A 23,887-nucleotide genomic window follows, 5' to 3' on the forward strand; every position below is an offset into this window, starting at 1 on the left:
CGTCGTCCCGCCTGCTGTGAGAGAGTCATCACTGAGGGTTCGCCGTACGCGCGTCGGCCCGAAATGTACTCAGGTTCGCTACAAAGATTACCGCGCCGAGGCGGCGATTTGGAGCGAGAAGAAAAACTAATTTTACACAATACTCTTTGACGAGATATCACTGGCTACGAGCGACTTCTGAATCGATATTTGTCAAACAACACATAGTAGCATACATTTATTGAATTGCCAATATCTTCCGGGAAATTTCAGAATATAGTCTCCGAGTATATTCGTCTGGATTAGTTCTCAGATTCGCCACGCCCATCAGTCGTGCATGAATTCCACATAACTATCCACCCGAACTACACGATTCTAAACAAACAATTGTTAACATCCCACACAGCGTAGAGACAACTGTATCCACCGCGGCGGCGAGCGAGAACGCGGCCGCTCGCGGACGGGTACGAGAGAGGGGAAATTCAGAATGGCATCAGCAAGCACACCGACACCGACGCCGACGGGGAACGAGCGAATCGCCCGACGCTTCCCGGAGGAAGTCGCGAGCGAGGGGAACATCGGCCTCATCGACGAGATTTGCGCCGAGGACATCCTCGACCACAGCCCGCTCGGGGAGGTTCACGGGCGCGACGAACTCAAAGCGCAGATTTCGGGACTCCGAGAGTCCTTTTCGGATTTCTCGGCCACGGTCGAAGACGCGATTACGGAGGGCGACATGGTCGCCATGCGCGTCACGCTCCGCGGGACGCACGACGGCGCGTTCATGGGCATCGAACCCACCGGGAAGACGGTCGAGGTCGGCAACATGGTGTTCAGCCGTATCGAAGACGACATGATAGTCGAGCGGTGGGTCCAACCGGACATGCTCGGCATGCTCACGCAACTCGGCGCTGTCGAACTACCTGAGGCGTGACCTGAACAGAGACCGATACTTTTTGTGCGACGGACGCGCCGCTCGGCAACTGAGAAGGAAGCACGGGCGACCGGGCACCCGCCCGCGCTCCACGGACACTGGGGAAAACCTCCCCTGTATACGCAACCCAAGTGCAGGTATCTACCTGCAGTAGACGCTTACACGTCCTGGGTTAAAACATTTTTCAAGTGTCATATGCGATGTGTGGACAGCCACCATATGTCGGCGGGCGGCGAGTCAGTCACCGAACGTCGAGAGCCGGCGGCGTTCCTGTGCGAGGATTCGCTCCCAGTAGTCGAACAGGACGCTGTCGAGGTCGTACACGTCGGCGATGCGACGGACCCACTCGTCGTCCGAAAACAGTAGTCGTTGGAAGGTCCGCACGTCGGGGTCGAGTTCGGTCCGGCGGCCGGCGTAGTAGGCGACGGTCTGCTCGCGGGTCCGCTCGACCAACAGCGGCGGGACGAAGATGCCCGACTCGCGGGCGACGTAGGTGAACCACTCCAGATGGAGAACCGCGTCGGCGAGGACGAACCGCTCGGCGAAGCCGTCGACGTACGCCGTCGCGGGGCGACCGTCGACGTACACGTCGTCCGGGCGGGAAAACCGCGGCACCGACAGGTGCGGGAGGTCGTCGGCGTAGCGCTCGGCGACCCGCCGAAGCCGGAAGTCGGCGTAGGCACAGGGGGCCGCGAGGCCGAGTTCGTACCACAGCGGCATCCACTGACAGAACGGGTCGCAGAACACCGCGTCGGCCAGCAGGTCGGCGGCGACGGAGCGGGCGAGGTCCGGTGGGAGGTCGGTCCGCCCCGCCCGCATGGCGTCCGTCGCGCGGACCACCCGCGACTCGAAATCGCCGACGCGGAGTCCCATGCCCGCGGCCACGTCGTGGACGTACTCGGCACCGATTCGGTACCAGTCCGCGAAGTCGGCGGGCCGGCGGAGTCGAAGGAGGCGCAGAACGGTCACAGGAGAACTACGGACGACGGCGGTTTGGCTCTATCCCCGCGTGGGCGAGGCGAGGACGACACCTACCGTCGGTCGAACGAGAGCGCGAGCGGCGTCGCGTTGGTCAGGTTGTCGCTGACCGGGCAGCGCGATTCCACGGCGGCGAGCCACGCGTCGATGGTCGCCTCGTCGGCGTCCACGTCGGCGGTGACCGCGACGCGAATCTCCTCGTAGCCGGCGCGGCCGTCGTCGCGCTTGCCCATGAACTTCGCGGGGTTCAGGTCGCCCTCGATGGAGATTTCGAGGTCTCGTACGTCGAGGTCCATCTCGCGGGCGACCACGTGCCCCGTGACGTTCAGACAGCCGGCGAGCGCCCCGAGGACGTACTCGACGGGGTTCGGCCCGGCGTTCGCTCCACCGAGCGATTCGGGCTCGTCGACGACGAACTCGAAGCCGCGGGTGGAGACGCGGGTCTCGGTCGGGGATTCCGCGCGGGCGCTGACGTCGAAGGTGAGTTGTTGGGGTTTCTCTGCGGACATAGCCGTACAGACGCGCACGCGGCGGATAACACCAGTCGGCGGTTCTCAGCCCTCGGGAAGCGTGTTAGCGGCTGTCTGTCCCGGGTTCTATCGCGGCCGAGTCGCGCGCGTCGTCCGCCAGCACGTCGTCGAGTCCCCACTCCGACGCCCTCGCGCGAGCCTCCTCGCGGGCCTCGGATCGGATCTCCTCGATCGCGTCGGCGTCGGCGAGGAACGCCTCGACCGCGCTCTGGTCGCGGCCCTCCTCGCGGCGGGCGGCGGGGGCGGCGTCGACGGTCCGTTCGGCCAACCGCTCGTCGCCGGCGAGGACGCGGGCCGGCTCGCCCGGCAGGATGCGGAACGCCTCGACCTCGTGGGCGTCCGCGAGGGCCGCGGCGTCGACGGCGTGGACCGCGGCGCGGGTCGGGCCGGTGACGGCGAACCCCTCCAGGCCGTCGCGGCCGCCGACCTCGCGCTCCGTGTCGTAGGCGAGGACGGGAATCCCGTCTTCGAACGTGACGACGCCGCTGGTGGTCTCACCGAGGAGGAGCGCGTCCTGCGGCTCGAAGACGACGTAGCCGGTCAGTTCCTCGTCGAGCACCGCCCGCAGGACCGCCGCGGCGTCGTCGACGACGCGCGACCGGCGGAGTTCGCCCCGCGGGATTCTCATATCCGCTCGGGGACGACGGCGCTCTTGAACCGCTCTGCCACGTCGCGGCCGTCGCCGTCGCGCACGTCGAGTCGGGCGGCCGCCTCGCGGAAGGCGTCCGCGGCCGGGTCCTCGGGGGCGTGCGCGAGGAGGGGCTTTCCCTCGCGGCGGGCCGCCCGGACCGCGTCGCTCTCGGGAACCGAAGCGAGCGTCTGCCCTCCGAAGTAGCGGCCGGCCTGCTCGGCGATTTTGTCGACGTTCTCGTCGGGTCGCACGCGGTTGAACACCACGCCCGCCGTGTCGGTGCCGTAGGAGTGAGCGTACTCCTGGACTTTCAGCCCGTCGGACAACGACGGCACGGTGGGCTGGAGGACGACGACGATGCGGTCCGCGAGGACGACCGGAAGCACCGCGCTCTTCGAGCCGAGCGCGGCGGGCGAATCGAGAAGCAGCACGTCCGTGTCGGCGGCGAGTTCGGCGACCACGTCCCGGAGGCGACCGGGGTCCGCGGCCTCGAACGCCGCGAGACTCGTCCCGCAGGGGACGACCGACATGCCGAACCGCTCGTAGACCGCGTCGGACACCGCGGCGTCGCGCTCGTCGACGAGTAAGTCGTGGAGCGTCACGTCGGCGTCGTCCAACCCGGCGTGGAACAGCAGGTTCGCCATGCCCGTGTCCGCGTCGATGACGGTCACGTCGTAGTCCTCGGCGAGCGCCATCCCCAGCGCGAGCGTACTCGTCGTCTTCCCCGTGCCGCCCTTCCCGCTGGCGACGGCGAACGCCTCGACCATGCCCCCACGTGTCCGGTGATTTCGCATAAGTGTTCGGAACGGCTGTGGACGCGCGCCGACGAATACCGTGTCAAACGGTAACAACCATTAATAGTGAGAACATCATGGTGCGAAACGACCACTGATGTTCCGAATTGTAATCCAATCGTTCGCTTTCGTCGTCGACGACTCGACGTTCGCGGTGTACGCGACCCTCCTCACCATCGCGTTCATCGTCTATCTGAATCGGTGACTCGGCGTCAGCGAGACGCGACCGCGGCGACTCAGGTCGCCTCGGCGAGCGCGTCGAGCAGGCGGTCGTTCTCGTCCGGGCGGCGGACGTTGATTCTGACGTGCGAGTCGAGCCGCTGGTAGTCGCGGGCGTCGCGGACGGCGAAGCCGCGACGCCGGGTCTCGTGAAGGACGCGGTCGACGTCGTCGGCGCGGAACAAGACGAGCGTGCTGTCGGCCGGGTGCGGTTCGTAGCCGAGTCGGTCCAAGCCCGCGACCACCCGCGGGCGCTCCCGTTCGACCCGGTCCCGCGTGGCTTCGAGGAAGGCGTCCTGTTTGAGACAGAACGTCGCGACCTCGACCGCGGGGGCCGACAACACCCACGTACACCGCGCCCGCGAGAGCCGGTCACCGAGGTCGCCCGTCGCGGCCGCGAACCCAGCTCGAAGCGAGGGGACGCCGAAGATATTCGTCACCGAGTGGAGCGCGATGACGCCGTCGAGGCCGGCCGTGCTCGGGAGGCGGGTGAAGCCGAGGTACGACTCGTCGACGATGACGGGCGTGCCGACCCGGCGGCAGGCGTCGATGAACGCCCGAAGCTCGTCTCTCGGGTACGCCGTCCCGACGGGGTTCGCGGGGTAGCTGAGAATCACCGCCGCGTGCTCGCCGGGGTCGACGGTTTCGAGCAGTCGGTCGTGGGGGACGTGGACCGGCTCGCCGCCCTGGAGCCGGATTTCGCGGGCGTACTCGCCGCAGCACGGGGCCGGGAGCGCCACGCTGTCGCCCGGCGAGACGGTCACGCCGACGGCGAGCCGCATCGCCTCGATGACGCCCGCCGCGGGGACGACCTCCTCGGGGTGACAGCCCACGAACTCCGCGGCCGCGACGCGAAACCGAGAGTAGTCGTCCAGCGAGTATCGCCGCGAGGTGGAGAGCGCCGACTCGTAGACGCCGGCGATGCCCGCCGGCCGCTCCGGGTTCGACCCGGTGCTGAAATCGACGAGGGAGTGGTCGGCGGTCCCGCCGTGGGTAACGTGGTCGACATCGGGAACGGAACCGGGATCCATACCAACGTGCTAGCCACCGACTATAATCAAGGCTTCTACGGGAACCATTTAGCTACCACCGTTGATTCCACACCCTACGGGCCGTTTTCTCGGTAGTTCTCAAATCGAAGAGACGGTCGCGCGGTCGTCGGCGACGACGCCGTAACTCGCCTCGTCGACGCCCCGCGGAATCGGGTCGTCGGCGTACCGCGAATCGAGGCTCGCGAGCACCGCGTCGCGGACGCAGACCCGCGCGGCGTTGCCGACCTCGGTCGCGCTTCCCGAGAACGTCACCGGGTCGCCCGCGGGGTCGCACGCGGCGACCACGGCGTCGGTCGTCGTCCCCGGCGCGCCGCAGCGAGCGAGGAGCGTCGCCGCCTTCGCCTCGGCGGCCACGGCGACGAGGTTCGCGAGCGCACCCGGCTCCAGCGACCGCGTCGTCCCGACGAAGACGTTGACCGTGCCTGTCGGGTCACCGCCGTCGCCGCCGGCCGTCACGTCAGCGGTGTCGGACTCGTCGTCCCATTCGCCCGACTCGTCGGCCCGCTCGCTCGGGTCGCCGTCTATCGGGAGTTCCGCCGGGTTCGACACGCCCGCGGTGGCGACGACCTCGACCGGGCCGAACCGGGCGCGCCGGGCGTGTTCCTGCCCCACGCCCGTCAGGAGCGTCGGCCCGCGCTCGTCGAAGCCGGCCGACGAGAGCCGACGTTCGACGTACGCGTCGAGGTCCGTCTCGGGCCAGCCCTCGGGGACGGTGACGTTGAACGCGGCGTCGGCTCGCGACTCGCCGCCGGCGTAGCCCGTCGAGAGCCAGCGCGTGTCCGGACGGCTCAGCCGACAGACGCCGGCGCGGCGCGTCGCCTCAAACATCGTCGGCGACGGCGGCGAGCGCCCGGAGCAGTTCGTCGTTCTCGTCGGGGCGTTTCACCGCGACGCGGACGTGCGAGTCGAGCGTCGGGAACGTCGTCGCGTCCCGGACGGCGACGCCGCGGTCGCGGGCGGTCTCGACCACCGCGTCGACGTCGCGGTCGCCGACGTCGAGGAGGAGAAACGGCGCGTCCGACGGGTACACGTCGAAGGCCTCGGACAGCGTCTCGCGGAGTCGTTCGCGCTCGTCCGCGACGCGCTCTCGCGTGCGCGAGACGAACTCGGCGTCGTCCATGCAGTACGCGCCGACGGCGGCCGCGGGCGTCGAGAGCGACCACGCTCGTCGGGCCACGGCGAGTCGGTCGCCGAGGTCGTCGGTGGCGACGGCGAACCCGGCGCGGACGCCCGGCAGGCCGAACATCTTCGTCAGCGACCGGGCGACGACGACGCCGGGTTCGCCCGCGAGGCTCGGCTCGTCGGTGAAATCGAGGAACGCCTCGTCGACGACGAGGACCGTGTCGGCCTCGCGGCAGCGCGCCGCGAACGCCCGGAGGTCGCCGGCGGGCGCGAGTTCGCCCGTCGGGTTGTTCGGCGTGCAGACGACCGCGACCGCGTGGCCCGCGGGGTCAGCGTCGAGGAGTTCGTCGTGGGCGACGGGAACCGGCTCCGCGCCCTGCAGGCGAATCTCGCGGTCGTACTCCCCGAAGCTCGGCTCGGGGACGAGCGCGGTGTCGCCGGGCGACAGCGTCACCTCGAACGCGAGCCGCAGGGCTTCGAGGCCGCCGGCGGTCGGCACGACCGCTTCGGGCACACAGCCGACGTAGTCCCCGGCGGCCGCCCGGAAGTCGGCGTAGTCGTCGTCGGGGTAGCGGGTCGAGGCGTCGAACGCCTCGCGGTACACCGCCTCGACGCCCGCGGGCCGCTCGGGGTTGGTGTTCGCGCTGAAGTCGACGACGGTCGGGTCGGTGGTCCCACCGTGGGGGACGCGGCTCCCCGCCCGGACGGATTCAGGGTCCATCGTCGATGTCGGCGTCGGCCCCGTCGGTGTCGACCGCCGCGGTCTCGACGGCCTCGGGGTCCAGCGTCGAGAGCACGTCGAGCGTGGCCGCCTCCACGTCGTCGAGGACGCCCATTCGGTCGGCGAGCATGAGCGCGCCGCCCATGCCCGCGCCCTCCTTGGCCTCGCCCGCGGCGTAGCGGTCCAGCGGGTGCGTCTCGAAGCCGGGGTCGGTGACGGTCAACTCGAGGTCGAGCGCCTCGGCGGCGTCGGCCAACTCGGGCACGTCGTCGGCGAGGTACGAAGTGGTGGCGAGGGTCAGGTCGCCGTTCGCGCCGGCGTGGCGGGCGAGCGCGGCGGCCGCGAGCAGTTGCGTCCCGCCGCCGAGCGTCACGTCGATGCCGTTTTCGAGCGCGCCGACGGTGAGTCCGGCCACGACCGGAAGCACCGGGTCGCCGAGATAGCGGGCGGCGCGCCGGGGCTTGTGGGCCGCGAAGCCGGGTTCGACGTCGCTGGCTTCGAACGCCTCGGCGACGACCTCCTCTTTCAGGCTCGTCGGGTTGTCCGGGAGCGACGACGAGACGGGGAACTCCTCGCCGAGCGCGCGGAACACCGCGAGCGCGGTGGTCGTCCCGCCGGGGACGGTCTCGCCGATGACGAGTTCGTCTTCGGGGAGCGCGAGGCCCATCCGCCGGGCCGCCTCGAACGCGCCGGGGGCGGTCGGGACCGGTTCGCTCTCGCGGATGTCGCGGCCGGGTCGCGCGCCCACGTCGATGGTCGGCGCGGCGCTCGGCTTGGCGAGGCCGGCGTCGACGGTGAGCACGTCGAATCCGGTGAGTTGCTTGACGGCGCGGGTGACGGCCGCGGGCGTCGGACAGCCCGTCGGGCTGACCGGCGTCACCGGCGAGCGGACGGGCTCGCCGTACTCGATGATTTCGGCGTCGGCGCTCGGCGTGTGGCCGACGAGCGAGGGGTCCGCGCCGGCGGCGCTGATACCGGGAATCTTCGCCGTCTCGGTCGTGCCGGCGACGAGGACTACTCGCATCGGTCCTCCGCGAGCGCGATGTCTGTCGGGCGGTTCACGTTGAGTGCGAGTCTGGTGTCTGTGGAGAGGTACATGGTCGAATCGGTGTTGGTGTCGGCGTCAGTGTTGGTGTCTGCGTCCGTGTTCGTCTCGGCGTCGGTCTCGCCATCTGCGTCCGCGGGACCGACGACGCCCAGTCCGGTCGGGCAGACTGCGGTCCCCTCGTGGTCGAAGACGAGCGCGTCGTCGACGCTGGCGCCGAGTTCTCGCTTCAGTTCGACGGGGACGCACGCGGTGGCGGCCCCGCCATCGGCGGCCGCGACGACGGCGTCGACGTGTTCGGGAGCCACGAGCGGCAGGTCGGAGACGACGGTGACGGCCGGTCGGGAGACGCGGGCCAGCGCGAATCCGAGGTCGGAGACGTAGCCGTCGCCGGGGGCCTCGATGGGGTCGAGGCCGAGGTCGGCGGCGCGGTCGCGGGTGTTCGGCGTGTGCGGCGAGGTGACCGCGCGGACGGTTTCGACGCTCGAATCGCGGAGCGCCGCGGCGACTCGGTCGAGCATGGGTCGCCCGCAGATGTCCACGAGCGGCTTTTCGACCGGCGCGTCGAGGCGGGTGCCGCGGCCGCCGCACATCACGAGAGCGTCCATACCACCACCCCCACGTGGACGGCCGCGGCGCGGGCCAGCTCGTTCGTCGCGCCGAGCAGGTCGCCCGAGACGCCGCCGAGTCGGGCGCGACCCCACGAGCGGACGAGCAGCGCGACGACCGGCCCGCAGCAGAGCGCCGCGACGACGGCGGGACCGCCCGTGACCGGCGCGAGCGCGACGACCGGGAGACAGGCCACGGCGACAGCGAGCAGCCCCGAGGGGCTGTTCTCGCCGACGAGCGCCGAGCCGAGCCCCTCGTGGGCGGGCGTGCCGAGACAGACCAGCGTCGCCATGCCGGCTTTCGCGCCGACCTCGGCGGCGAGCGCGATTGCGACGGCGGCCGTGAGGCCGATACGGCCACCCGCGCCCGCGAGACCGAACGCGCCGAGCGCGAGGACGACGAGCGTCAGGCCGAACGCGAGCAGGCCGCCGACCCCCGTCTGGGAGTCCTTCAGGACCGACAGCCGCCGGTCGGCGTCGCCGTGGACGACCGCGGCGTCGCCGAGGTCTGCGAGGCCGTCGGCGTGGGTGACGCCGGTCACGAGGTACAGCGTCACGAGGTACAGCGCGGCCGCGGTCGGAATCGGGAGCGGGAGCAACAGCGGGAGCGCGGCGAGCGCGCCGACGACGTAGCCGACGAGCGGAAACGCCACGGGCGCGCGTCTGAAGGCGTCCCAGTTCGACTCGTCGCCGCCGACGGGGAGACGGGTGAGGAAGCCGAGCGCGCCGCGGAGCGCGGTCAGAACCACGCGACCACCCCCGCGACGGCGAACGCGGCGAGCCCCGCCCGCGAGACGAGTCGGACGCCCCGCGCGGCGGTCGCCGCGTCGGGGGCCTCGGGTCCCCCGTCGAGCAGGTAGTGACCGGGCTTTTCGAGTCGCGTTTCCAGCAGGACCGCGAGGGTCGCCATCGGCCACCCCGAGTTGGGCGACGACGGGCGACGCGCCAGCTCGCCGACCCGCGTCACCGTGGCCGGCGCGCCGGCGACGACGGCCAGCAAGACGGCCGAGACGCGCGCCGGGAGCCACATCACCGCGTCGTCGAGGCGGGCCGGAACGCGACCGACCGGCTTGTGTCGGTAGCCGAGCATCGAATCGAGCGTGTTGACGCCTTTCACCCACGCGGCCGCGCCGACCGCGAGCGGGAGCGAAACGGGCGCGAGGAGCGTAAACGCGAACAGCGGGGCGACGAGGCCGTCGGCGAGGTTCTCCGCGGCGCTCTCGACGGCGGCGCTCCGGATGTCGGCCGCCGAGAGCGACGACGGGTCGCGCCCGGCCAGCGCCCGGAGTTCGTACCGGGCGGTGTCGAGGTCGGCTTCGTCCGCCGTGGCCGAGACGACCGTCTCCGCCGCGTCGAGCAACATGCGAAGGCTCGTGGTCGAAAACAGCGCGAGCGCGGCGACGGCCGCGCCGAGCCACGGCGAGACGAGCGTCGCACCCCACGTCGCGCCCGCGGCGACGCCCGCGGCGAGCGCCGGGAGCGCGACGGCCGCGACCCCGCCGACGAGCGTCGGACGGGCCCACTCGCGGTCGACGGGGCAGACGAGTCGTCCGAACAGCGCGACCGGGTGGATTCGCGCCGGCGGTTCGGCGAACCCTCGGTCCAGCGCCGCGGCGGCGACGACGGCGGCCGCGGCGGTCACGGGCACGGGTCCTCCCCGGCGCGTAGCCTCGCCGCGACCGATTCGAGCGTCGTCTCCCGGAGGTTCACGAACCGGCCGCCGACGCCCTCGACGCCGCCGTCGGAGTCCGGGTCGTCGCCGACGTGGACTAACTCGGTCGCCTCGACGCCGAGGCCGCGAGCGGCCGCCTCGAACGCTTGCGGGTGGGGTTTCCGCCAGCCGCAGGCGACGCTCGTCGTGATGTCGTCGAAACCGCGTCTGTCGAGGTCCGACCGGATGAGCGTCCGCGCGACGAGTTCGGGGACCGAGCAGTTCGAGAGGAGGCCGACCGGGCCGGCCTCGCGGGCAGCCGCGACCGCTTCGACCGCGCCGGGACGGGTGGTCACCTCGGGGTCGAACGCCGTGATGACCGCCCGCCGAGCGGCGTTGTCCGGCGAGGCGACGCCCCGAGAGCGGAGCGCCGCGGCGACGTGGGCCGGAAGCGGGACTTCCGCGCCCTCGGGCGCGTCGATGTGGACCTCGCGGTAGGCGTCGTCCCAGTCGTCGGGGACGGCGACGCCGTACTCGCGGAGCGCGTCTGCGACCGCCGCGCCGGGGTCTGAGGGGTACTCGGCGTCGACGAGCGTACCGAAGAGGTCGAACGTGACTGCCACTAGAATTTCATTGGCGAAACTGTACTTGAATATAGCGAAGCGGGGGGTTCGGCCGCGACCGCACTCACCAGCGATGGTGCACGTGTTCGCGCGCGTACGCGTTATACGCTTCTTCGACGTGCTGGAACTGCTCCGCCGACAGCGGCGGGAGCGACGCCGCGGCGACGTTGTCGCGGATGTGTTCCGGCGACGTCGACCCGGGGATGATGGTGCTCACGGCGTCGAACGAGAGAATCCAGCGGAGCGTGAACTGCGCGAGCGACACTCCCTCGGGGACGACCTCTGCTATCGAGTCCGCGGCGGCGAGACCGTCTTCGAACGGGATTCCGGCGAACGTCTCGCCCACGTCGAACGCCTCGCCGTTTCGGTTGTAGTTCCGGTGGTCGTCCTCGCCGAACTCGGCGTCTTCGGAGAGCGCGCCGGTGAGCAGCCCCGACGCCAGCGGGACGCGGACGATGACGCCGACGTTCCGGCGCTGTGCCTCCCGGAAGAACAGTTCGGCCGGCCGCTGTCGGAGCGGGTTGAAGATTATCTGCACCGTCTCGACGCCGTCGTACTCGATGGCTTTGAGGCCGTCTTCGGCCTTCTCGACGCTCACGCCGTAGTGGTCTATCTTCCCGCCGTCGCGGAGGTCAGAGAGCGCGTCGAACACCTCCGGCTGGTAGTACACGTCCCGCGGCGGGCAGTGGAGTTGGACGAGGTCGAGCGAGTCGACACCGAGGTTGTCCCGGCTTCGGTCCACGAACCGTTCGAGGTTCTCGCGGTTGTAGCCGTCCGCCTCGTGCGGGTCGAGTCGTCGCCCCGCCTTGGTGGCGACGGTGACGTCGTCGTCGCGGTCGTCGAGCACGTCGCCGATTCGGCGTTCGCTGTCGCCGTCGCCGTACACGTCCGCGGTGTCGAGGAAGTTGATGCCCGCGTCGAGTGCGGCTTCGATGGCGTCGTACGCTTCCTCGTCGGTCACCGGGCCCCAGCTACCGCCGAGTTGCCACGTTCCCAGCGCGACCTCAGAGACGTCGAATCCAGTCGTACCGAGCGGTCGAGAATCCATGGCGTCCGATTTCGAACAGACGGGGGTAAATGACGGGGTCGCGGCGAGATATACGCCGATTGTTCGTGAGGATTCTAGCGGGGTAGAATCTGACCGCTCTCCCCGATTTGAACTCACTCGCAACGCTTCGCGTCGCTCGCTGCTCAAATCGGGTCGAGAAGTCCGTCACATGCAACACCGCTCGCTGCGCTCGCGGGTGTTGAAGTTCAGTCCGCTCTCCCCGATTTGAACCCAGTCAGACGACGCGTTCACTTCGTTCACGCGCTGCGACTGACCTGCTCAAACCGGCTCGACCGGGTTTTGCAAGCAAAATCCGCTCTCCCCGATTTGAACGGGGGACAAGCCGATCTACAGTCGGCTGCTCTGCCAGGCTGAGCTAAGAGCGGTCACCGATTGCTATCCGGTCGATGCGTTTAACCATTATCATTCTCGCCGCCGCGTGCACCGTGCATGTGTGCCGTGTGTCAGACAGGTGCGAACATTGATATGCCGCCGAGATAATCCCGGAGTAATGAGTAAAATCACGTTCCGCGCCGACGACGCCCTCGTCGAGCGCTTGGACCGCCTCGACACCTCGAAAAGCGAGGTGATGCGCGAGGCGCTCCGCCGGTACCTCGACGACCTGGAACGTGACGACGCCGCGGACGACGACGCGTCCGACACCGACGGCCTCGACGGCGCGCTCTCGGCGCGGGTCGAGGAACTCGTCGACGAGCGACTCGACGAACGACTCCCGACGCTCGTCGAGGAAGCGGCGGCGGCCCGCGAGTCCGAGCGTCCGACGCCCTCGGACCTGAACGTCAACATCAACGTCGATGGTTCGAACGGCGAATCACGCGTAAACGCGGGTGTAGCCCGGGAAGAAAACCCGAATACGGTTCGTAAGACACGGGACGAACTGCAGTCGTCAAAGGCTGACGACCGCGAGATGAGCTGTGGCCAATGTGGCGAACCCGTGGGGAAGGACCACGTGTACTGCCCGAACTGCGGCGAGAAAACCTCCCATCGCGTGTTCTGCGAGTGCGGCGACGAACTCCGCTCCGACTGGGCGTTCTGCCCCGACTGCGGTCGCCGGACGCCCGCAGCCGACGTTCTGGAATGAGCATAACCGGCGATTAAAGCGTCCTATACGGGATATTCAGCCCCGTCTTACAATCGCCGTTACATTTATATTCTATCCCTCTGTGGTGATTATCGCGTAAGACGGTTGTCTTACAGCCACCCGACGGCGGCCCGCATCCCGGCGTCGTCCGTCGGTTTTCGGGTGTAAGACACTCGCACACGAGTGCGGCGCGCCGTCTTACCGGGGGAATGTAAACATGGAGCGTGTGACACTACGAATTCCGAAGCAGCAAATCGAGGAGGTCGAGCGGATGGTCGAGACGGGAGAGTTCCCGAACCGATCCGAAGCCATCCGTTCAGCCGTTCGCGATATGCTCAACGAACAGACTACTGACAAGCGACAGCGCGAATCTACCAGCAAGCGCGGCTGGGCAAAGGTGTAACTATGCAGGATATCGTTCGCGAGGCGATGGAACGGGACGAGGCCGAGCGCAAGACGCAGTCGTCGCTCGACGACAGCGACGACCAGTTCGGTGACCCGCGAATCGTCATCGTCGGCGCCGGTGGTGCTGGCAACAACACCATCAACCGCCTGTACAACATCGGTGTCGAGGGGGCCGACACGGTCGCCATCAACACCGACAAGCAGCACCTGAAGATGATCGAAGCGGACACGAAAATCCTCGTCGGGAAGTCCCTGACGCAGGGTCTCGGCGCCGGTGGTGACCCGTCGATGGGTGAGCGTGCGACCGAGATGGCACAGGGCACGATCAAAGACGTGCTCGGCGACGCCGACCTCGTGTTCGTCACCGCGGGGATGGGTGGTGGCACCGGTACCGGTGCGGCCCCCGTCGTCGCGAAGATCGCAAAGGAGCAGGGCGCAATCGTCGTGGGCATGGTCTCGACCCCGTTCAACGTCGAGCGCGCCCGCACGGTCAAGGCCGAGGAGGGACTCGAAAACCTCCGCAACGAGGCCGACTCCATCATCGTGCTGGACAACAACCGCCTCCTCGATTACGTCCCGAACCTGCCCATCGGCAAGGCGTTCTCGGTCATGGACCAGATTATCGCCGAGACCGTCAAGGGCATCTCGGAGACGATTACCCAACCGTCGCTCATCAACCTCGACTACGCCGACATGTCGACAATCATGAATCAGGGCGGCGTCGCGGTGATGCTCGTTGGCGAGACGCAAGACAAGAACAAGACCCAAGAAGTGGTCAACGACGCGATGAACCACCCGCTTTTGGACGTGGACTACCGCGGTGCGTCCGGCGGTCTCGTCCACATCACGGGCGGCCCCGACCTCACGCTGAAGGAGGCCGAGGGAATCGCGAGCAACATCACCGAACGGCTGGAAGCCGCCGCGAACGTCATCTGGGGCGCTCGCATTCAGGACGAGTACAAGGGGAAAGTCCGCGTCATGGCCATCATGACGGGCGTCCAGTCCGCGCAGGTCCTCGGTCCGACGACGCAGAAGCAGGCCGACAAGTCGCGTCAGAGCATCCAGTCGCGCGAGTCGCAGCAACAACAGCACTCGGGTTCAAGCTCGGAGTTCGATAGCTCGGAACGAGCCCAGACGGCGCAGAGCGGCACGTGGTCCGACGGCGGCCGCGACGAGGTCGAGAAGAACAACGGTCTCGACGTCATCCGGTAACGCCCTGTCTGACCCGCGCGGACGCCGCCGCGCCCGTCGGGTACACTCGTGGGTTCTTTTTCGCTGACGCGGTTCTCCGACCGTGAGCGTCGACGACGGCTCGGTCGGTGTGACCTCACCCGTGGCTGTCTGACTGTCCGACTCGTAAGACACGGCGAGAAATCGGCGTTCCGTACCGCTCAGACCGCTTCTATCGACTCGATGAGCCGGCACTTCCGACAGACGTCGCCGGCGGTCTTCGACCCGCAGCGCTCGCAGTCGTTGAGGTCGACGCGGCCCTCGCCGCGGTACTCGCGGGCGGTCAGTTCGGCTAACTCCTCGTAGCCGGCCATGATGGAGTGGCGGGTGCCGGGGTGGTTCTCTTCGAGTTTCAACAGCAACTGCTGAATCTCGCCGCGGTAGGCCTCCGAGGAATGGGGGCACTCGGTGATGTGCGCCGGGAGGTCCTTCAGGTGGGCGTAGAGCGCGACTTCCTTTTCGGGCACGTCGCGCAGCGGCTTGGCCCGCGGGATGAACTCCCCGGCGTCGCGGCGCTTTTCGAAGTCGCCGATGCTGGCGTCGAAGTGCTTTGCGACCTGCTTGAGGTCGCCCTCGAAGAAGTTCATGAGCGCCGTCTGCGCCTCGTCGTCGAGGTTGTGGCCCGTGAGCAGTTTGTCCGCCCCGAGCTCGTCGGCGAAGCGTTCGAGCAGGTCGCGGCGGAACACGCCGCAGTAGGCGCAGGCGGCCATGTTCTCGGGGTCCTTTTCGACCACGTCGTCCATCTGGACGCCGAACTCGTCTTCGTAGGTGACCAGTTCGTGGTGGATGTCGAGGTCTTCCGCGAGTTCGACGCAGGCGTCGACGGACTTGTCGCGGTAGCCCTCGATGCCCTCGTGGATGGTGAGGGCGACGAGTTCGATTCGGGGGTCTCGACCGAACGTGTCGTCGAGGATGTGTGTGAGGACGACGCTGTCCTTGCCGCCGGAGAGTCCGATAACCCACGTCTGAGGGTTCTCCGGGCTGGCGTCGCGAGGCAGCATGTTGTCCTCGCGGATGCGGCGGCGCACGCGTTTCTCGACCGAGGCGCAAAAGTGGTCTTCGCAGAGGTGGGCCCCGGAGTAGGCCGCGTGCATCACCGCGTCGCGGCCGCACTTGTCGCACTCCATTGCCGGTCGCTTGCCCGGCGGGAGGGATACGGGTTTCGCCTCGGGGCGGGCGTCGCTCGCTCGACCGGCGACCCGACCGCGCTCGGTCACACCCATCACGCTCGGTCGCAACCGGTTTGACCCTCCGAACCCCACGGACAGTCGATGGACAGAGACGCCGCCCTCGACCGAGTCGACGCCGTCGTCGACGCCGTCGAGTCCGAGACGCTCCCCGTTCCGGTCCGCGAGGTGTGGGTCTACGGCGACGTGGCGCTCGGCCTCGACCCCCTCGACCGACTCGACGTGTACGTGACGAAAGACATCCTCCTCCGCGGCGACCCCGACGCGGCCGAGGCGTTCGAGCGGTCCCACGGCGTGAAGGGCGTCGGCAAGAGCGTCCGCGCCGAGTGGGCGCGCGAGCATCCCGACCTGCTGCGAGCCAACGCGAACGGCTACGCGGCCCCCGAGAAATGCCTCGCCGCTCACCTGCTCCCCGACGACGACGAACCGGTCCACCTCGAAGTGTGCAACGCCTCGTTCGAGGACAACGTCACCCAGCGGCTGAAGGGCGCGGTCGCCCGCGAGGCCTACGAACAGATTCTCGACCCCCGCGGCGTCTGCCTCTACGCCGACGGCCAGCGCTCGCCCGACGCGATGTCGAAACTCCGGAACAGCGAGTTCGCCTTCCCGACGCTCTCGGGCGCGCTGGAGATGCTCGGGCTGGAAGGCGACGAGGCCGAGACGGCCGTCGAGGCGATGCGAACCTACCGGGCCGAACAGACCGGCACGTCGGTCCGCGGCGACGTGGTCTGAGGGCGGAACCGAGCCGGGCCGACCGGCTACCAGTCACGGGCGTCGTCGCGGCCGCGGTCGCGGTCGTCGATGCGCTCGGAGCCCCAGCCAGAGCCGTCACCTCGGTCGTTCTCGTCCGGGCGGCGGTCGGTTCCGCGACCGTGTTTTTCGTTGTACCGCATCCCCTCGTCGCGGGCGCGGCGTTCCGCCTCCTCGCGACTCATCGTCGGTAAGTCGCTCGTCTCGCCTTGAATCGCGGCGTAAAGGGCGATTGCGGCACCGATGCTGAGGAGGACGAAGAGGAAGAACACGAGACCACCGGCGGGCATGTGCGTACTCGCGGGCGGGAGGCAGGAAATCGTTTTGGAGGTGGTTTTTTCACTGGAGTAGTTCAACTACCCAACATGAGCCCTCCACCAAGTGCCGACCGCGACGGCTGTCCGAAGTGCGGCCACTCCGAGACCGAAATCGACTCCATCGCGACCTCGGGGACCGGTCTCTCCAAGATGTTCGACATCCAGAACCGCCAGTTCACCGTCGTCTCGTGTGCGAACTGCGGCTACTCCGAACTCTACCGCGGGCAGTCGAGCGGGAACTTCGTCGACCTGTTCCTCGGCTGAGCGACCACGCTGCGCCGGTTACGATTCCGCGCCGCCGTCCTCGGACATCCATTTTTCGCCCCACTCTGAGATGTCGTCGAACGCCGGTAGCAGCTCTTCGCCCTTCTGCGTGAGCGAGTAGTACACCGCGATTGGACTGCCGTCTTCGACCTCCCGCTCGACGTACCCCAGCTCTTGGAGGTCGTCCAGCACGCGCGAGAGCGTCTGGGAGTTCGCGCCGCTCGCGCGCTTGAGTTCGTTGAACCGGAGGTCGCCCTCACGCAGCACGTGGATGACCGTCATCCGCCACCGCGAGCCGATTTCTTCGAGCGTCTTGATGACCGGACACTGTTCGTACTTCGTTTCGAGGTTCTGGTGCGGTGACATCGGCGTGACCTACTCACACCGAGGTTCGCTTAGATATAATAAACTCACCCTCGTTGACCAAGTATGACGATGTGACCGCATCGTCGCGGCGAACCGAGCGACGAACACACTCACGACACGACCCACAACACACCATCATGCACGTACTCCTCCTCGGTGCGAGCGGCCGAATCGGCACGCGAATCGCGAACGAACTCCTGAACCGCGGCCACGCGGTGACCGGCGTCTCCCGAAGCGGCGACGTCGACGGCGTCGACGACCCCGACTTCTCGGCGGTCGCCGGCGACGCGACCGACGCCGACCAAATCGCGCGACTCGCCGCGGGCCACGACGCGGTCGCCTCCGCGCTCGGCCCGGGCGACGACGAGTCGCCGGAGGTCCTCGTCGAGATGCTCGACGCCGTCGTCGACGGGATGCGCCGCGCCTCGGTCGACCGCCTCGTCTGGACCGGCGGCGCGGGCATCCTGAACGTCGCCCCCGACACGCGGCTCATCGACTCGCCGGAGTTCCCCGACGAGTGGAAGCCGGTCGCCAGCGCCGCCATCGAGGCGTACGGCCTGCTCGAAGACGCCGACGACCTGCGGTGGACCTACGTCGCGCCCGCGGCGTTCATCGAACCCGGCGAGCGGACCGGCGAGTTCCGGACCGCGCTCGGCGAACTCGTCGCCGACGAAGACGGCGAGAGCCGCATCTCCATGGAGGACTTCGCAATCGCGTTCGCGGACGAACTGGAGAGCGGCGACGCAGTCCACGAACAGCTCGCGGTCGGCTACTGAACAGATAGCTTTTTTCGGCCGTCGAGTCGGGTCGCGTTGAATCGGTCCGGCGGTGACCCGACTACACTCGCCCCGTCGTCACGTCGAACGGGACGACTTCGGCCCGGCGGTACTCCCCGTCCCGAATCTGCTGGACGACTTCGCGCCCCATCTCGCGCCACTCGCGGCGGACGGACTCGTAGGAGTCGTCGTCGAGGCCGCGGCGGAGGTCGGCCTCGTGGCGGTCGAGCCCCTCGCCGGTCGCCTTCTTGGCCGCGCTCCGCACGTCGTGGTCGTCGTACGGCGGCTCGGTCAGCTTCCGGTGATGGTACCGGCGGGTTCCGACGACCGAGAGGCCGGCGGCGGCGAACAGCCCGCGGACGCGGTCGCCGAGCGCCACGTCGGTCGCCACGCCGTCGCGGAACGCGTCTCTGACGCGGCGGTCGAGCGCGGCCTCGGCCTCGACGGTCGAGTCGACGCCGACGGCGGCGTTGTCGGGTTCGACCGTCGCCACGAGGTCCGACGAGACGCGGGCGAACTCGGAGAGCGCGGCGGTCGGGTCGGGGAGGTTCACGAGGAGCGCCTGACAGACGACCAAATCGAAGCTGTCGGCGGCGAAGGGAAGTCGGGTCGCGTCGCCGGCGACCGCCTCGATTCCGGCGCGGTCGCTGGCGACAGAAAGCAGGTCGGTGTCGGCGTCGACGCCGACGACGCGGGCGTCCGAGGCCTCCGCGAGGACGCGCGTGAACTCGCCGGTCCCGCAGCCCACGTCGAGGATGCGAGCCCGGCCGTCGAGGTCGAGGTCGGCGAGGGCCGCGCGGGAGTCGTCCCACATGCCCGCTCGCGTCCGCCGGAGGTACGATTCCGAGAAACGTCGCACACGCGGTGTCGGGCGCGGCGACCCAAAAAACAGTCGATGCGACGGGTCAGTGACTCCCCGTCCGGTGTCTTACTCCGCGTCGGCGCGGAGTTCGCGGACGCGCTCGATGTTCCACGCGAAGCCCTTGCCGTCCTCGGTGGGCGTCTCCAGGACGAGCGGCACGTCGTTGTCGACGATGGCGTCGTGGTTGATGAACGCGCGCATGCCCGCCTCGCCGATGAGCCCCTCGCCGATGAGGGCGTGTTCGTCCTTGTTCGTCCCGCACTCGTGTTTCGAGTCGTTGAGGTGGACGCACTTGAGGTGCTCCAGACCGACCTCGGCGTCGAGTTCCTCGAACGTCTCGTCGACGCCCGCCGCCGTCGAGAGGTCGTAGCCCGCGGCGAACGCGTGGGCCGTGTCGAGACAGACGTCGAGGTCCTGTTCGGACTCCTCGAGGACGTAGCCGAGGTGGGCGAAGTCGTCGCCCATCTTCGTGCCCGACCCCGCGTCGGACTCGATGAGAACGGTGACGCCGTCGGGGATGTCGAGGTCGTCGAGGACGGAGACGGCGTTGTCGAGGCCCTGCTGTTCGCCCGCGCCGGTGTGGGCACCGAGGTGGACGTTCACGTACTCGATGCCGAGCTTGTCGGCCATATCGACCTCCGTCTGCATCGAGTCCAGCGACTTCTGTCGGAGGCCGTCTTTGGGCGTACAGAGATTGACGAGGTACGACGAGTGGATGACCCACGGCCCCGACAGTTCGTCGGCGGTCTCCTCGCGGAACAGTTCGGCCTCCTCGTCGGAGATGTCGGGGTCGCGCCACACCTGCGGCGAGGTGGTGAAAATCTGCCCGCAGTTGCCGCCGAAGGCGACCTGCCGGAAGACGGCGTTGGCGACGTTACCGTGCGGTGGGGTCTCGTCGTCGGAGGAGACCTTCGAACTGGACATCGAGACGTGTGCGCCGACGTGCATGCAGAGTCCGACGGCGTACCCGAACAAAGGGACTTCGGAGTCGGCGGCGACGGCGACGGGAGCGGTGGCGGCCGGTCAGTCGGACCGCGACCCCGGACGCCGGCGTACCCAGTCGTCAGCGCGGTACTTCTCGTCGACCTTCGCGCGCGCCCGGTCGAGTTCGTCGTCGGTCCACGACCCCTCGTCGGCGTCGACGAACCCCGAGAGCGACTCGGTGAGCGCCGCGACGAACTCCTCGCGGGAGGCGTCGACGAGTTCGTCGATACCGACGACGCGCTCCCGAAACGCCTCGGGCGTCACGTCGTGGCCGTCGAACACGTCGAGGTGGGTCTCGGCGTCCACCGAGTAGGTGAGCGAGCCGTGCTGGACGACGGCGTCGCGGCGGCGGTACTGGGCGTTGCCCGCGACCTTCCGGCCCGCGGCGACCATGTCGTGGGCGGGGTGGAGCGCCCGCAGGTAGCAGGCGGGATGCCAGATGACGGGCACGTCGTCGTCGACGAAGTCCACGTCCACGCCGACCGCGCGAATCGCGTCGAGAATCGGCTCGCACAGGAGGTGATAGCAGTCCATGAGGTCGCCCGGCAGCTCCGATTTCGGCGCGGCGATGGAGTAGGCCACGTCGCCGTGGCGGTCGTGGTAGATGCCGCCGCCTCCCGTCTGTCGGCGGGTCACGTCGATTCCCTCGCGTTCGCAGTAGTCCCAATCGACGGTCTCGGGGTCCTGTCCGTAGCCGAGCGAGAGGCAACTCGGCTCCCACGAGTAGACGCGGACGGTCCGGGGGCCGCCCGCGGCGGCCGTCTCGCCCGCGACCTCGTCGAGCGCCATCTGCATCGGCCCCGGTCGGACCTCCTCGCGAATCACGCGCCACTCGCGGTCGGCAATCGACCCCTGCGAGTCGTTCATACGTCGGCTTCGTCCATCCGGGAGAAAGCGATTTCGACGCTCGGCCGCGAGCCGTCCGGCCTCGTCGCGACGGTCACCGGTCGGGCGGCCGACCGGCGGCGCAGTCGACGCGGCCGGCGCGGCCGACGCGAGCGATTCGATTAAACCGCACCGCGGTGACGTGGAACCATGAAGTTCAACCGCGTCGCCCTCGCCGCGACCGACCCCATCTCGCTGTGTGAGTTCTACGTCGAGACGCTCGGGTTCGCGCCGGTCACCGGGTCACAACGCTCGGCGACCGCCGGGGAGACGACCCTGTGGTTCGAACTCGGCGACGCCGACCCCGGCCACCTCGCCTTCACCGTCTCGGCCGCGGTCGACTCCGTTGTCGCGTGGTTAGACGAGCGCGCGGACGTTGACGTGCTCGACACCGACGGGGGGCCGAGCGTCCGGTTCGACTTCCTCGGCTGTGACTCCGTCTACTTCGAGGACCCCGAGGGCAACGTCATCGAGTACGTCTGCTACGACGGCGACGCCACGGGCGAGTTCGACCCGGCGACCGACCTCCGCGGCGCGACCGAGGTCGGGATGGCGGTCCCGAACGTCGAGGAGTTCGTGGCGTCGCTGACCGAGGCCCTCGGCATCGAGCCGCTGGAGTCGTTCGAGGGCGGCGACCTCGTGTTCGTCGGCGACCGAGACGCCCGCTTCGTCGTCTCGCCGGTCGGCCGCGCGTGGTACCCGACCGACAGCGAGGCGACCGTCGGCCCGGTCTCTGCGCAGTGCGACGCCGACGGCGTCTTCGACCCCGAGGGACTTCCGTACCGCGTCAACGTCGAGTGACAACTCGTTTCAGAGAAGCGTTATTACACTCACGAGAGTCAACGAACCGTGAACGTCTCTCGTCTCGTCGGCGCGGGGTCGCTCAGCCTCACCGGGCTGGCCCTGTTCGCCATCGTCTCGAACAGCGTCGCCTCGGTCGCATCCGACCTCGCGGGGCTCGTCGCCGCGGGCTTCGGCCTCCTCATCGCGGTGCTCTTCGTCGCCGTCGGCCCCGTCGTCTACCGAAGCGACCTCAAAACCGTCCATGTCGCCCGCGTCGCCGGCTGGAACCTCCTCGGCGTCGTCGTCACCGTGTTCGTCCTCGCGCTCATCGGGAGCTACCAGCGGGCCGCGGGCGGGACGGTCAGCGAACCGCTTTTCAGCGCCGCCGTGGTCGTCGGCGTGAGCGCCGTCGCGCACGTCCTCATCGGCCTCAACGACGTGCGCCGGATTCGAACCCGCGAGCTGTCCGAACAGTACAGGCGGTCGGCGGTCATCAACCGACTCGTCCGCCACAACCTCCGGCACACCGCGCAGTTGCTCCTCGGCTGGGGAGACCAACTCGCGACCGACGGCGGCGACGACGAGACCGTCCGCATCGGCGAGCGCCTGAAAGCGACCGGCGACGACCTCGGCACGATGAGCGACCAGGTCAAGACCGTCACCCAACTCGTCGACAGCGAACCCGAGGGCGAGACGGTCGACCTCAGCGCGCTCCTCGAATCGCTCGTCGACGACCGCTCGGCGGCCACCCCGGAGGCGACCATCACCGTCAGCGGCGACGGCCCCGCGACAGTCGTCGGCGGGAAGAAGCTGAAAATCGCCTTCCGCGAGGTCGTCGAGAACGCGCTCGAACACGCCGGCCCGGCTCCGACGGTCGAACTCGCGTACGAGCGCGTCGGAAGCGAGGTCGTCGTGCGCGTGACCGACGACGGACCGGGCATCCCCGACCACCAGCGCGAACTCATCGAGCAGAACGTCGAAGAGAGCGACCTCGCCCACGGCAACGGGCTGGGCCTCTGGCTCTCGAAGTGGATCGTGGAGGCCTACGGCGGCAAACTCCGACTCCCGCCGACCGAAGAGGGCGAGGGTGCGGTCGTCGAGTTCCACCTCGACGCGGCCTGAGTCCACAGCCTCGGAGGCGGGGAGATAGTGATTTTCGCGCGGTTTCGCCGATTGAACCGGGCGCTCGGAGACGTACTCCCAATCAGGAGCGCGTTTCTGGGATAGGAGCCGACCGGTTATACCCACCGAGCGGAATTATCCAATAATGCGCGAGGTCGTGTTTACCATCGAGTACGAGCGAGGGGTCGACCCACTGATGGACGTCTTCATCGAGTCTCCCGATTTGTACGCGCGGTCGATGCAGGTGCAAGCGACCAGCGAGGCGGTATGGGGCATCGAGAAGCTCGTCGGCACACCGTCCGTCCTCGACGAGTACGACGAGCGCCTCGAACGGGTCACCCAAGAGTCGAGTTTGGTCGGGATGTGCGGCGCACCGGTCACCGAGTACAGGTACGAGATGCTCTCGTCGAACCCGGAATCGCGGAAGATCTACTCGCTCCAGCGGGAAGGTGACGGCCCGCGGTCACTCCCGATCGCCGCCGCGAACCACCTCGGTGAGGGAGTGATAATGCGGTCGGAACGCCACGGCGACCAGTTCCGCTGGCACCTCCTCGTCGACGGCTCGCTCGGAACCTTACACGACGACGTTCGAACGAATCTCCGCGACGGACTTTCGCTGACGGTCGAACGACTCGGTGAACCCCCCTGTCTGCTCGAAGATGGACGGACACAGCACGACCTTACGACAGCGCAAAAGACAGCACTGGAAGCCGCGCTCACTCGCGGCTACTACGAAGAACCTCGGAAGGCCTCGGTTAGCGAGATCGCCGAGGAGATCGACGTGCCGAGCTCCACGCTCCAGTACCGACTCAACCGAGCCGAGGCGTGGCTTGCCGAACAGTTCGCCGCCGACTCGATGACCGTCGATATCGACACGTCCCTCGACCTCGGGGACGTTGAGTTCATCGAGTAGTTGCCA

Annotated in this window: 29 protein-coding genes and 1 tRNA gene; 10 read left to right on the top strand and 20 right to left on the bottom strand. The window is 68.5% G+C overall.

All coding sequences use genetic code 11. The features are described from left to right. Window positions 1-466: 466 nt before the first annotated feature. Entirely contained in the window at window positions 467-913 is a 447-nt protein-coding gene (locus DEQ92_RS05935) for an ester cyclase (RefSeq protein WP_004973132.1), read from the top strand. Between the two features lie 237 nt (window positions 914-1,150). On the opposite strand, the gene DEQ92_RS05940 is transcribed toward DEQ92_RS05935, so the two are convergent. The 14 genes from DEQ92_RS05940 to DEQ92_RS06005 all read right to left on the bottom strand — a co-directional run bounded on the left by DEQ92_RS05940 (window position 1,151) and on the right by DEQ92_RS06005 (window position 12,321). Further along, a complete protein-coding gene (locus DEQ92_RS05940; RefSeq protein ID WP_050458667.1) occupies window positions 1,151-1,882 on the bottom strand; it encodes a hypothetical protein in 732 nt (243 codons plus the stop codon). Between the two features lie 62 nt (window positions 1,883-1,944). Beyond that, entirely contained in the window at window positions 1,945-2,400 is a 456-nt protein-coding gene (locus DEQ92_RS05945) for an OsmC family protein (RefSeq protein WP_004973143.1), read from the bottom strand. Window positions 2,401-2,464: 64 nt separating this feature from the next. Then, window positions 2,465-3,049 (bottom strand): hypothetical protein, encoded by a 585-nt coding sequence (locus DEQ92_RS05950; protein WP_115804535.1) that lies wholly within the window; start codon window positions 3,047-3,049, stop codon window positions 2,465-2,467. Continuing rightward, on the bottom strand, window positions 3,046-3,819 hold the full coding sequence (locus DEQ92_RS05955) for a P-loop NTPase (protein WP_004973148.1): 774 nt from the start codon (window positions 3,817-3,819) through the stop codon (window positions 3,046-3,048). Before DEQ92_RS05955 ends, DEQ92_RS05950 begins: the two co-directional genes overlap by 4 nt. Before the next feature lie 263 nt (window positions 3,820-4,082). Continuing rightward, window positions 4,083-5,096, bottom strand: a complete 1,014-nt coding sequence (locus tag DEQ92_RS05960; protein WP_004973151.1) for a histidinol-phosphate transaminase — start codon at window positions 5,094-5,096, stop codon at window positions 4,083-4,085. A 99-nt stretch (window positions 5,097-5,195) separates the two neighbouring features. After that, complete coding sequence (locus DEQ92_RS05965; RefSeq protein ID WP_115820549.1) at window positions 5,196-5,945, bottom strand: adenosylcobinamide amidohydrolase; 750 nt, start codon at window positions 5,943-5,945, stop codon at window positions 5,196-5,198. Continuing rightward, on the bottom strand, window positions 5,938-6,960 hold the full coding sequence (cobD, locus tag DEQ92_RS05970; protein WP_115804533.1) for a threonine-phosphate decarboxylase CobD: 1,023 nt from the start codon (window positions 6,958-6,960) through the stop codon (window positions 5,938-5,940). Before cobD ends, DEQ92_RS05965 begins: the two co-directional genes overlap by 8 nt. Then, a complete protein-coding gene (locus tag DEQ92_RS05975; protein ID WP_050458663.1) occupies window positions 6,950-7,984 on the bottom strand; it encodes a nicotinate-nucleotide--dimethylbenzimidazole phosphoribosyltransferase in 1,035 nt (344 codons plus the stop codon). The genes cobD and DEQ92_RS05975 overlap by 11 nt, the downstream gene beginning before the upstream one ends. After that, window positions 7,975-8,613, bottom strand: a complete 639-nt coding sequence (locus tag DEQ92_RS05980; protein WP_233510265.1) for an NTP transferase domain-containing protein — start codon at window positions 8,611-8,613, stop codon at window positions 7,975-7,977. Before DEQ92_RS05980 ends, DEQ92_RS05975 begins: the two co-directional genes overlap by 10 nt. Continuing rightward, window positions 8,598-9,362 carry an adenosylcobinamide-GDP ribazoletransferase gene (cobS, locus tag DEQ92_RS05985; protein WP_004973164.1) on the bottom strand — a complete coding sequence of 255 codons (765 nt, stop codon included), beginning with the start codon at window positions 9,360-9,362 and terminating at the stop codon, window positions 8,598-8,600. Before cobS ends, DEQ92_RS05980 begins: the two co-directional genes overlap by 16 nt. Next, a complete protein-coding gene (locus DEQ92_RS05990) occupies window positions 9,353-10,261 on the bottom strand; it encodes a CobD/CbiB family cobalamin biosynthesis protein (RefSeq protein WP_115804531.1) in 909 nt (302 codons plus the stop codon). Before DEQ92_RS05990 ends, cobS begins: the two co-directional genes overlap by 10 nt. Further along, entirely contained in the window at window positions 10,252-10,887 is a 636-nt protein-coding gene (locus tag DEQ92_RS05995; protein WP_115804530.1) for an HAD family hydrolase, read from the bottom strand. Before DEQ92_RS05995 ends, DEQ92_RS05990 begins: the two co-directional genes overlap by 10 nt. A 64-nt stretch (window positions 10,888-10,951) precedes the next feature. Further along, window positions 10,952-11,935, bottom strand: coding sequence for an aldo/keto reductase (locus tag DEQ92_RS06000; RefSeq protein ID WP_115820550.1), 984 nt, complete (start codon window positions 11,933-11,935; stop codon window positions 10,952-10,954). Between the two features lie 312 nt (window positions 11,936-12,247). Continuing rightward, window positions 12,248-12,321, bottom strand: a tRNA-Tyr gene (locus DEQ92_RS06005). Window positions 12,322-12,446: 125 nt separating this feature from the next. Between DEQ92_RS06005 and DEQ92_RS06010 the strand changes: the two genes are divergently transcribed. The 3 genes from DEQ92_RS06010 (at window position 12,447) to ftsZ (ending at window position 14,654) form a co-directional block, all read left to right on the top strand. Next, window positions 12,447-13,037, top strand: coding sequence for a zinc ribbon domain-containing protein (locus DEQ92_RS06010; RefSeq protein WP_115820551.1), 591 nt, complete (start codon window positions 12,447-12,449; stop codon window positions 13,035-13,037). 217 nt (window positions 13,038-13,254) lie between these two features. Continuing rightward, on the top strand, window positions 13,255-13,440 hold the full coding sequence (locus DEQ92_RS06015) for a ribbon-helix-helix domain-containing protein (RefSeq protein WP_004973176.1): 186 nt from the start codon (window positions 13,255-13,257) through the stop codon (window positions 13,438-13,440). A 2-nt stretch (window positions 13,441-13,442) separates the two neighbouring features. Next, window positions 13,443-14,654, top strand: coding sequence for a cell division protein FtsZ (ftsZ, locus tag DEQ92_RS06020; protein WP_004973177.1), 1,212 nt, complete (start codon window positions 13,443-13,445; stop codon window positions 14,652-14,654). A gap of 179 nt (window positions 14,655-14,833) precedes the next feature. Here ftsZ and DEQ92_RS06025 read toward each other — a convergent pair whose 3' ends face one another. Then, window positions 14,834-15,799 (bottom strand): TIGR00269 family protein, encoded by a 966-nt coding sequence (locus DEQ92_RS06025; protein WP_004973180.1) that lies wholly within the window; start codon window positions 15,797-15,799, stop codon window positions 14,834-14,836. A gap of 144 nt (window positions 15,800-15,943) precedes the next feature. Here DEQ92_RS06025 and DEQ92_RS06030 point away from each other — a divergent pair, with 144 nt between their 5' ends. Then, on the top strand, window positions 15,944-16,591 hold the full coding sequence (locus DEQ92_RS06030; RefSeq protein ID WP_115820552.1) for a hypothetical protein: 648 nt from the start codon (window positions 15,944-15,946) through the stop codon (window positions 16,589-16,591). A gap of 26 nt (window positions 16,592-16,617) precedes the next feature. Here the strand turns inward: DEQ92_RS06030 and DEQ92_RS06035 are convergent, their stop codons facing one another. Beyond that, complete coding sequence (locus tag DEQ92_RS06035) at window positions 16,618-16,899, bottom strand: hypothetical protein (protein WP_115804529.1); 282 nt, start codon at window positions 16,897-16,899, stop codon at window positions 16,618-16,620. A 75-nt stretch (window positions 16,900-16,974) separates the two neighbouring features. Between DEQ92_RS06035 and DEQ92_RS06040 the strand changes: the two genes are divergently transcribed. After that, window positions 16,975-17,190 carry a zinc ribbon domain-containing protein gene (locus DEQ92_RS06040; protein WP_004973188.1) on the top strand — a complete coding sequence of 72 codons (216 nt, stop codon included), beginning with the start codon at window positions 16,975-16,977 and terminating at the stop codon, window positions 17,188-17,190. Window positions 17,191-17,208: 18 nt separating this feature from the next. Here the strand turns inward: DEQ92_RS06040 and DEQ92_RS06045 are convergent, their stop codons facing one another. Next, window positions 17,209-17,556 carry a helix-turn-helix domain-containing protein gene (locus tag DEQ92_RS06045; RefSeq protein ID WP_004973197.1) on the bottom strand — a complete coding sequence of 116 codons (348 nt, stop codon included), beginning with the start codon at window positions 17,554-17,556 and terminating at the stop codon, window positions 17,209-17,211. 137 nt (window positions 17,557-17,693) lie between these two features. Between DEQ92_RS06045 and DEQ92_RS06050 the strand changes: the two genes are divergently transcribed. Beyond that, window positions 17,694-18,332: an NAD(P)-dependent oxidoreductase gene (locus DEQ92_RS06050; RefSeq protein WP_004973200.1), complete on the top strand. Its 639-nt coding sequence runs from the start codon at window positions 17,694-17,696 to the stop codon at window positions 18,330-18,332. A gap of 61 nt (window positions 18,333-18,393) precedes the next feature. Here DEQ92_RS06050 and DEQ92_RS06055 read toward each other — a convergent pair whose 3' ends face one another. From DEQ92_RS06055 to DEQ92_RS06065, 3 genes are all read right to left on the bottom strand, one after another. Beyond that, on the bottom strand, window positions 18,394-19,146 hold the full coding sequence (locus DEQ92_RS06055) for a class I SAM-dependent methyltransferase (protein WP_115820682.1): 753 nt from the start codon (window positions 19,144-19,146) through the stop codon (window positions 18,394-18,396). A gap of 114 nt (window positions 19,147-19,260) precedes the next feature. After that, complete coding sequence (locus DEQ92_RS06060; protein WP_050458656.1) at window positions 19,261-20,142, bottom strand: deoxyribonuclease IV; 882 nt, start codon at window positions 20,140-20,142, stop codon at window positions 19,261-19,263. 75 nt (window positions 20,143-20,217) lie between these two features. Continuing rightward, a complete protein-coding gene (locus DEQ92_RS06065; protein ID WP_050458655.1) occupies window positions 20,218-21,045 on the bottom strand; it encodes a biotin/lipoate A/B protein ligase family protein in 828 nt (275 codons plus the stop codon). A 168-nt stretch (window positions 21,046-21,213) separates the two neighbouring features. Between DEQ92_RS06065 and DEQ92_RS06070 the strand changes: the two genes are divergently transcribed. The 3 genes from DEQ92_RS06070 to DEQ92_RS06080 all read left to right on the top strand — a co-directional run bounded on the left by DEQ92_RS06070 (window position 21,214) and on the right by DEQ92_RS06080 (window position 23,881). Further along, window positions 21,214-21,864: a VOC family protein gene (locus DEQ92_RS06070; protein WP_115804527.1), complete on the top strand. Its 651-nt coding sequence runs from the start codon at window positions 21,214-21,216 to the stop codon at window positions 21,862-21,864. A 48-nt stretch (window positions 21,865-21,912) separates the two neighbouring features. After that, window positions 21,913-22,968, top strand: coding sequence for a sensor histidine kinase KdpD (locus DEQ92_RS06075; protein ID WP_115804526.1), 1,056 nt, complete (start codon window positions 21,913-21,915; stop codon window positions 22,966-22,968). A 145-nt stretch (window positions 22,969-23,113) separates the two neighbouring features. Beyond that, on the top strand, window positions 23,114-23,881 hold the full coding sequence (locus DEQ92_RS06080; RefSeq protein ID WP_115820553.1) for a helix-turn-helix domain-containing protein: 768 nt from the start codon (window positions 23,114-23,116) through the stop codon (window positions 23,879-23,881). Window positions 23,882-23,887 lie beyond the last annotated feature (6 nt).

It is taken from the genome of Haloferax sp. Atlit-6N, assembly GCF_003383195.1.
Classification (GTDB): Archaea; Halobacteriota; Halobacteria; order Halobacteriales; family Haloferacaceae; genus Haloferax; species Haloferax gibbonsii.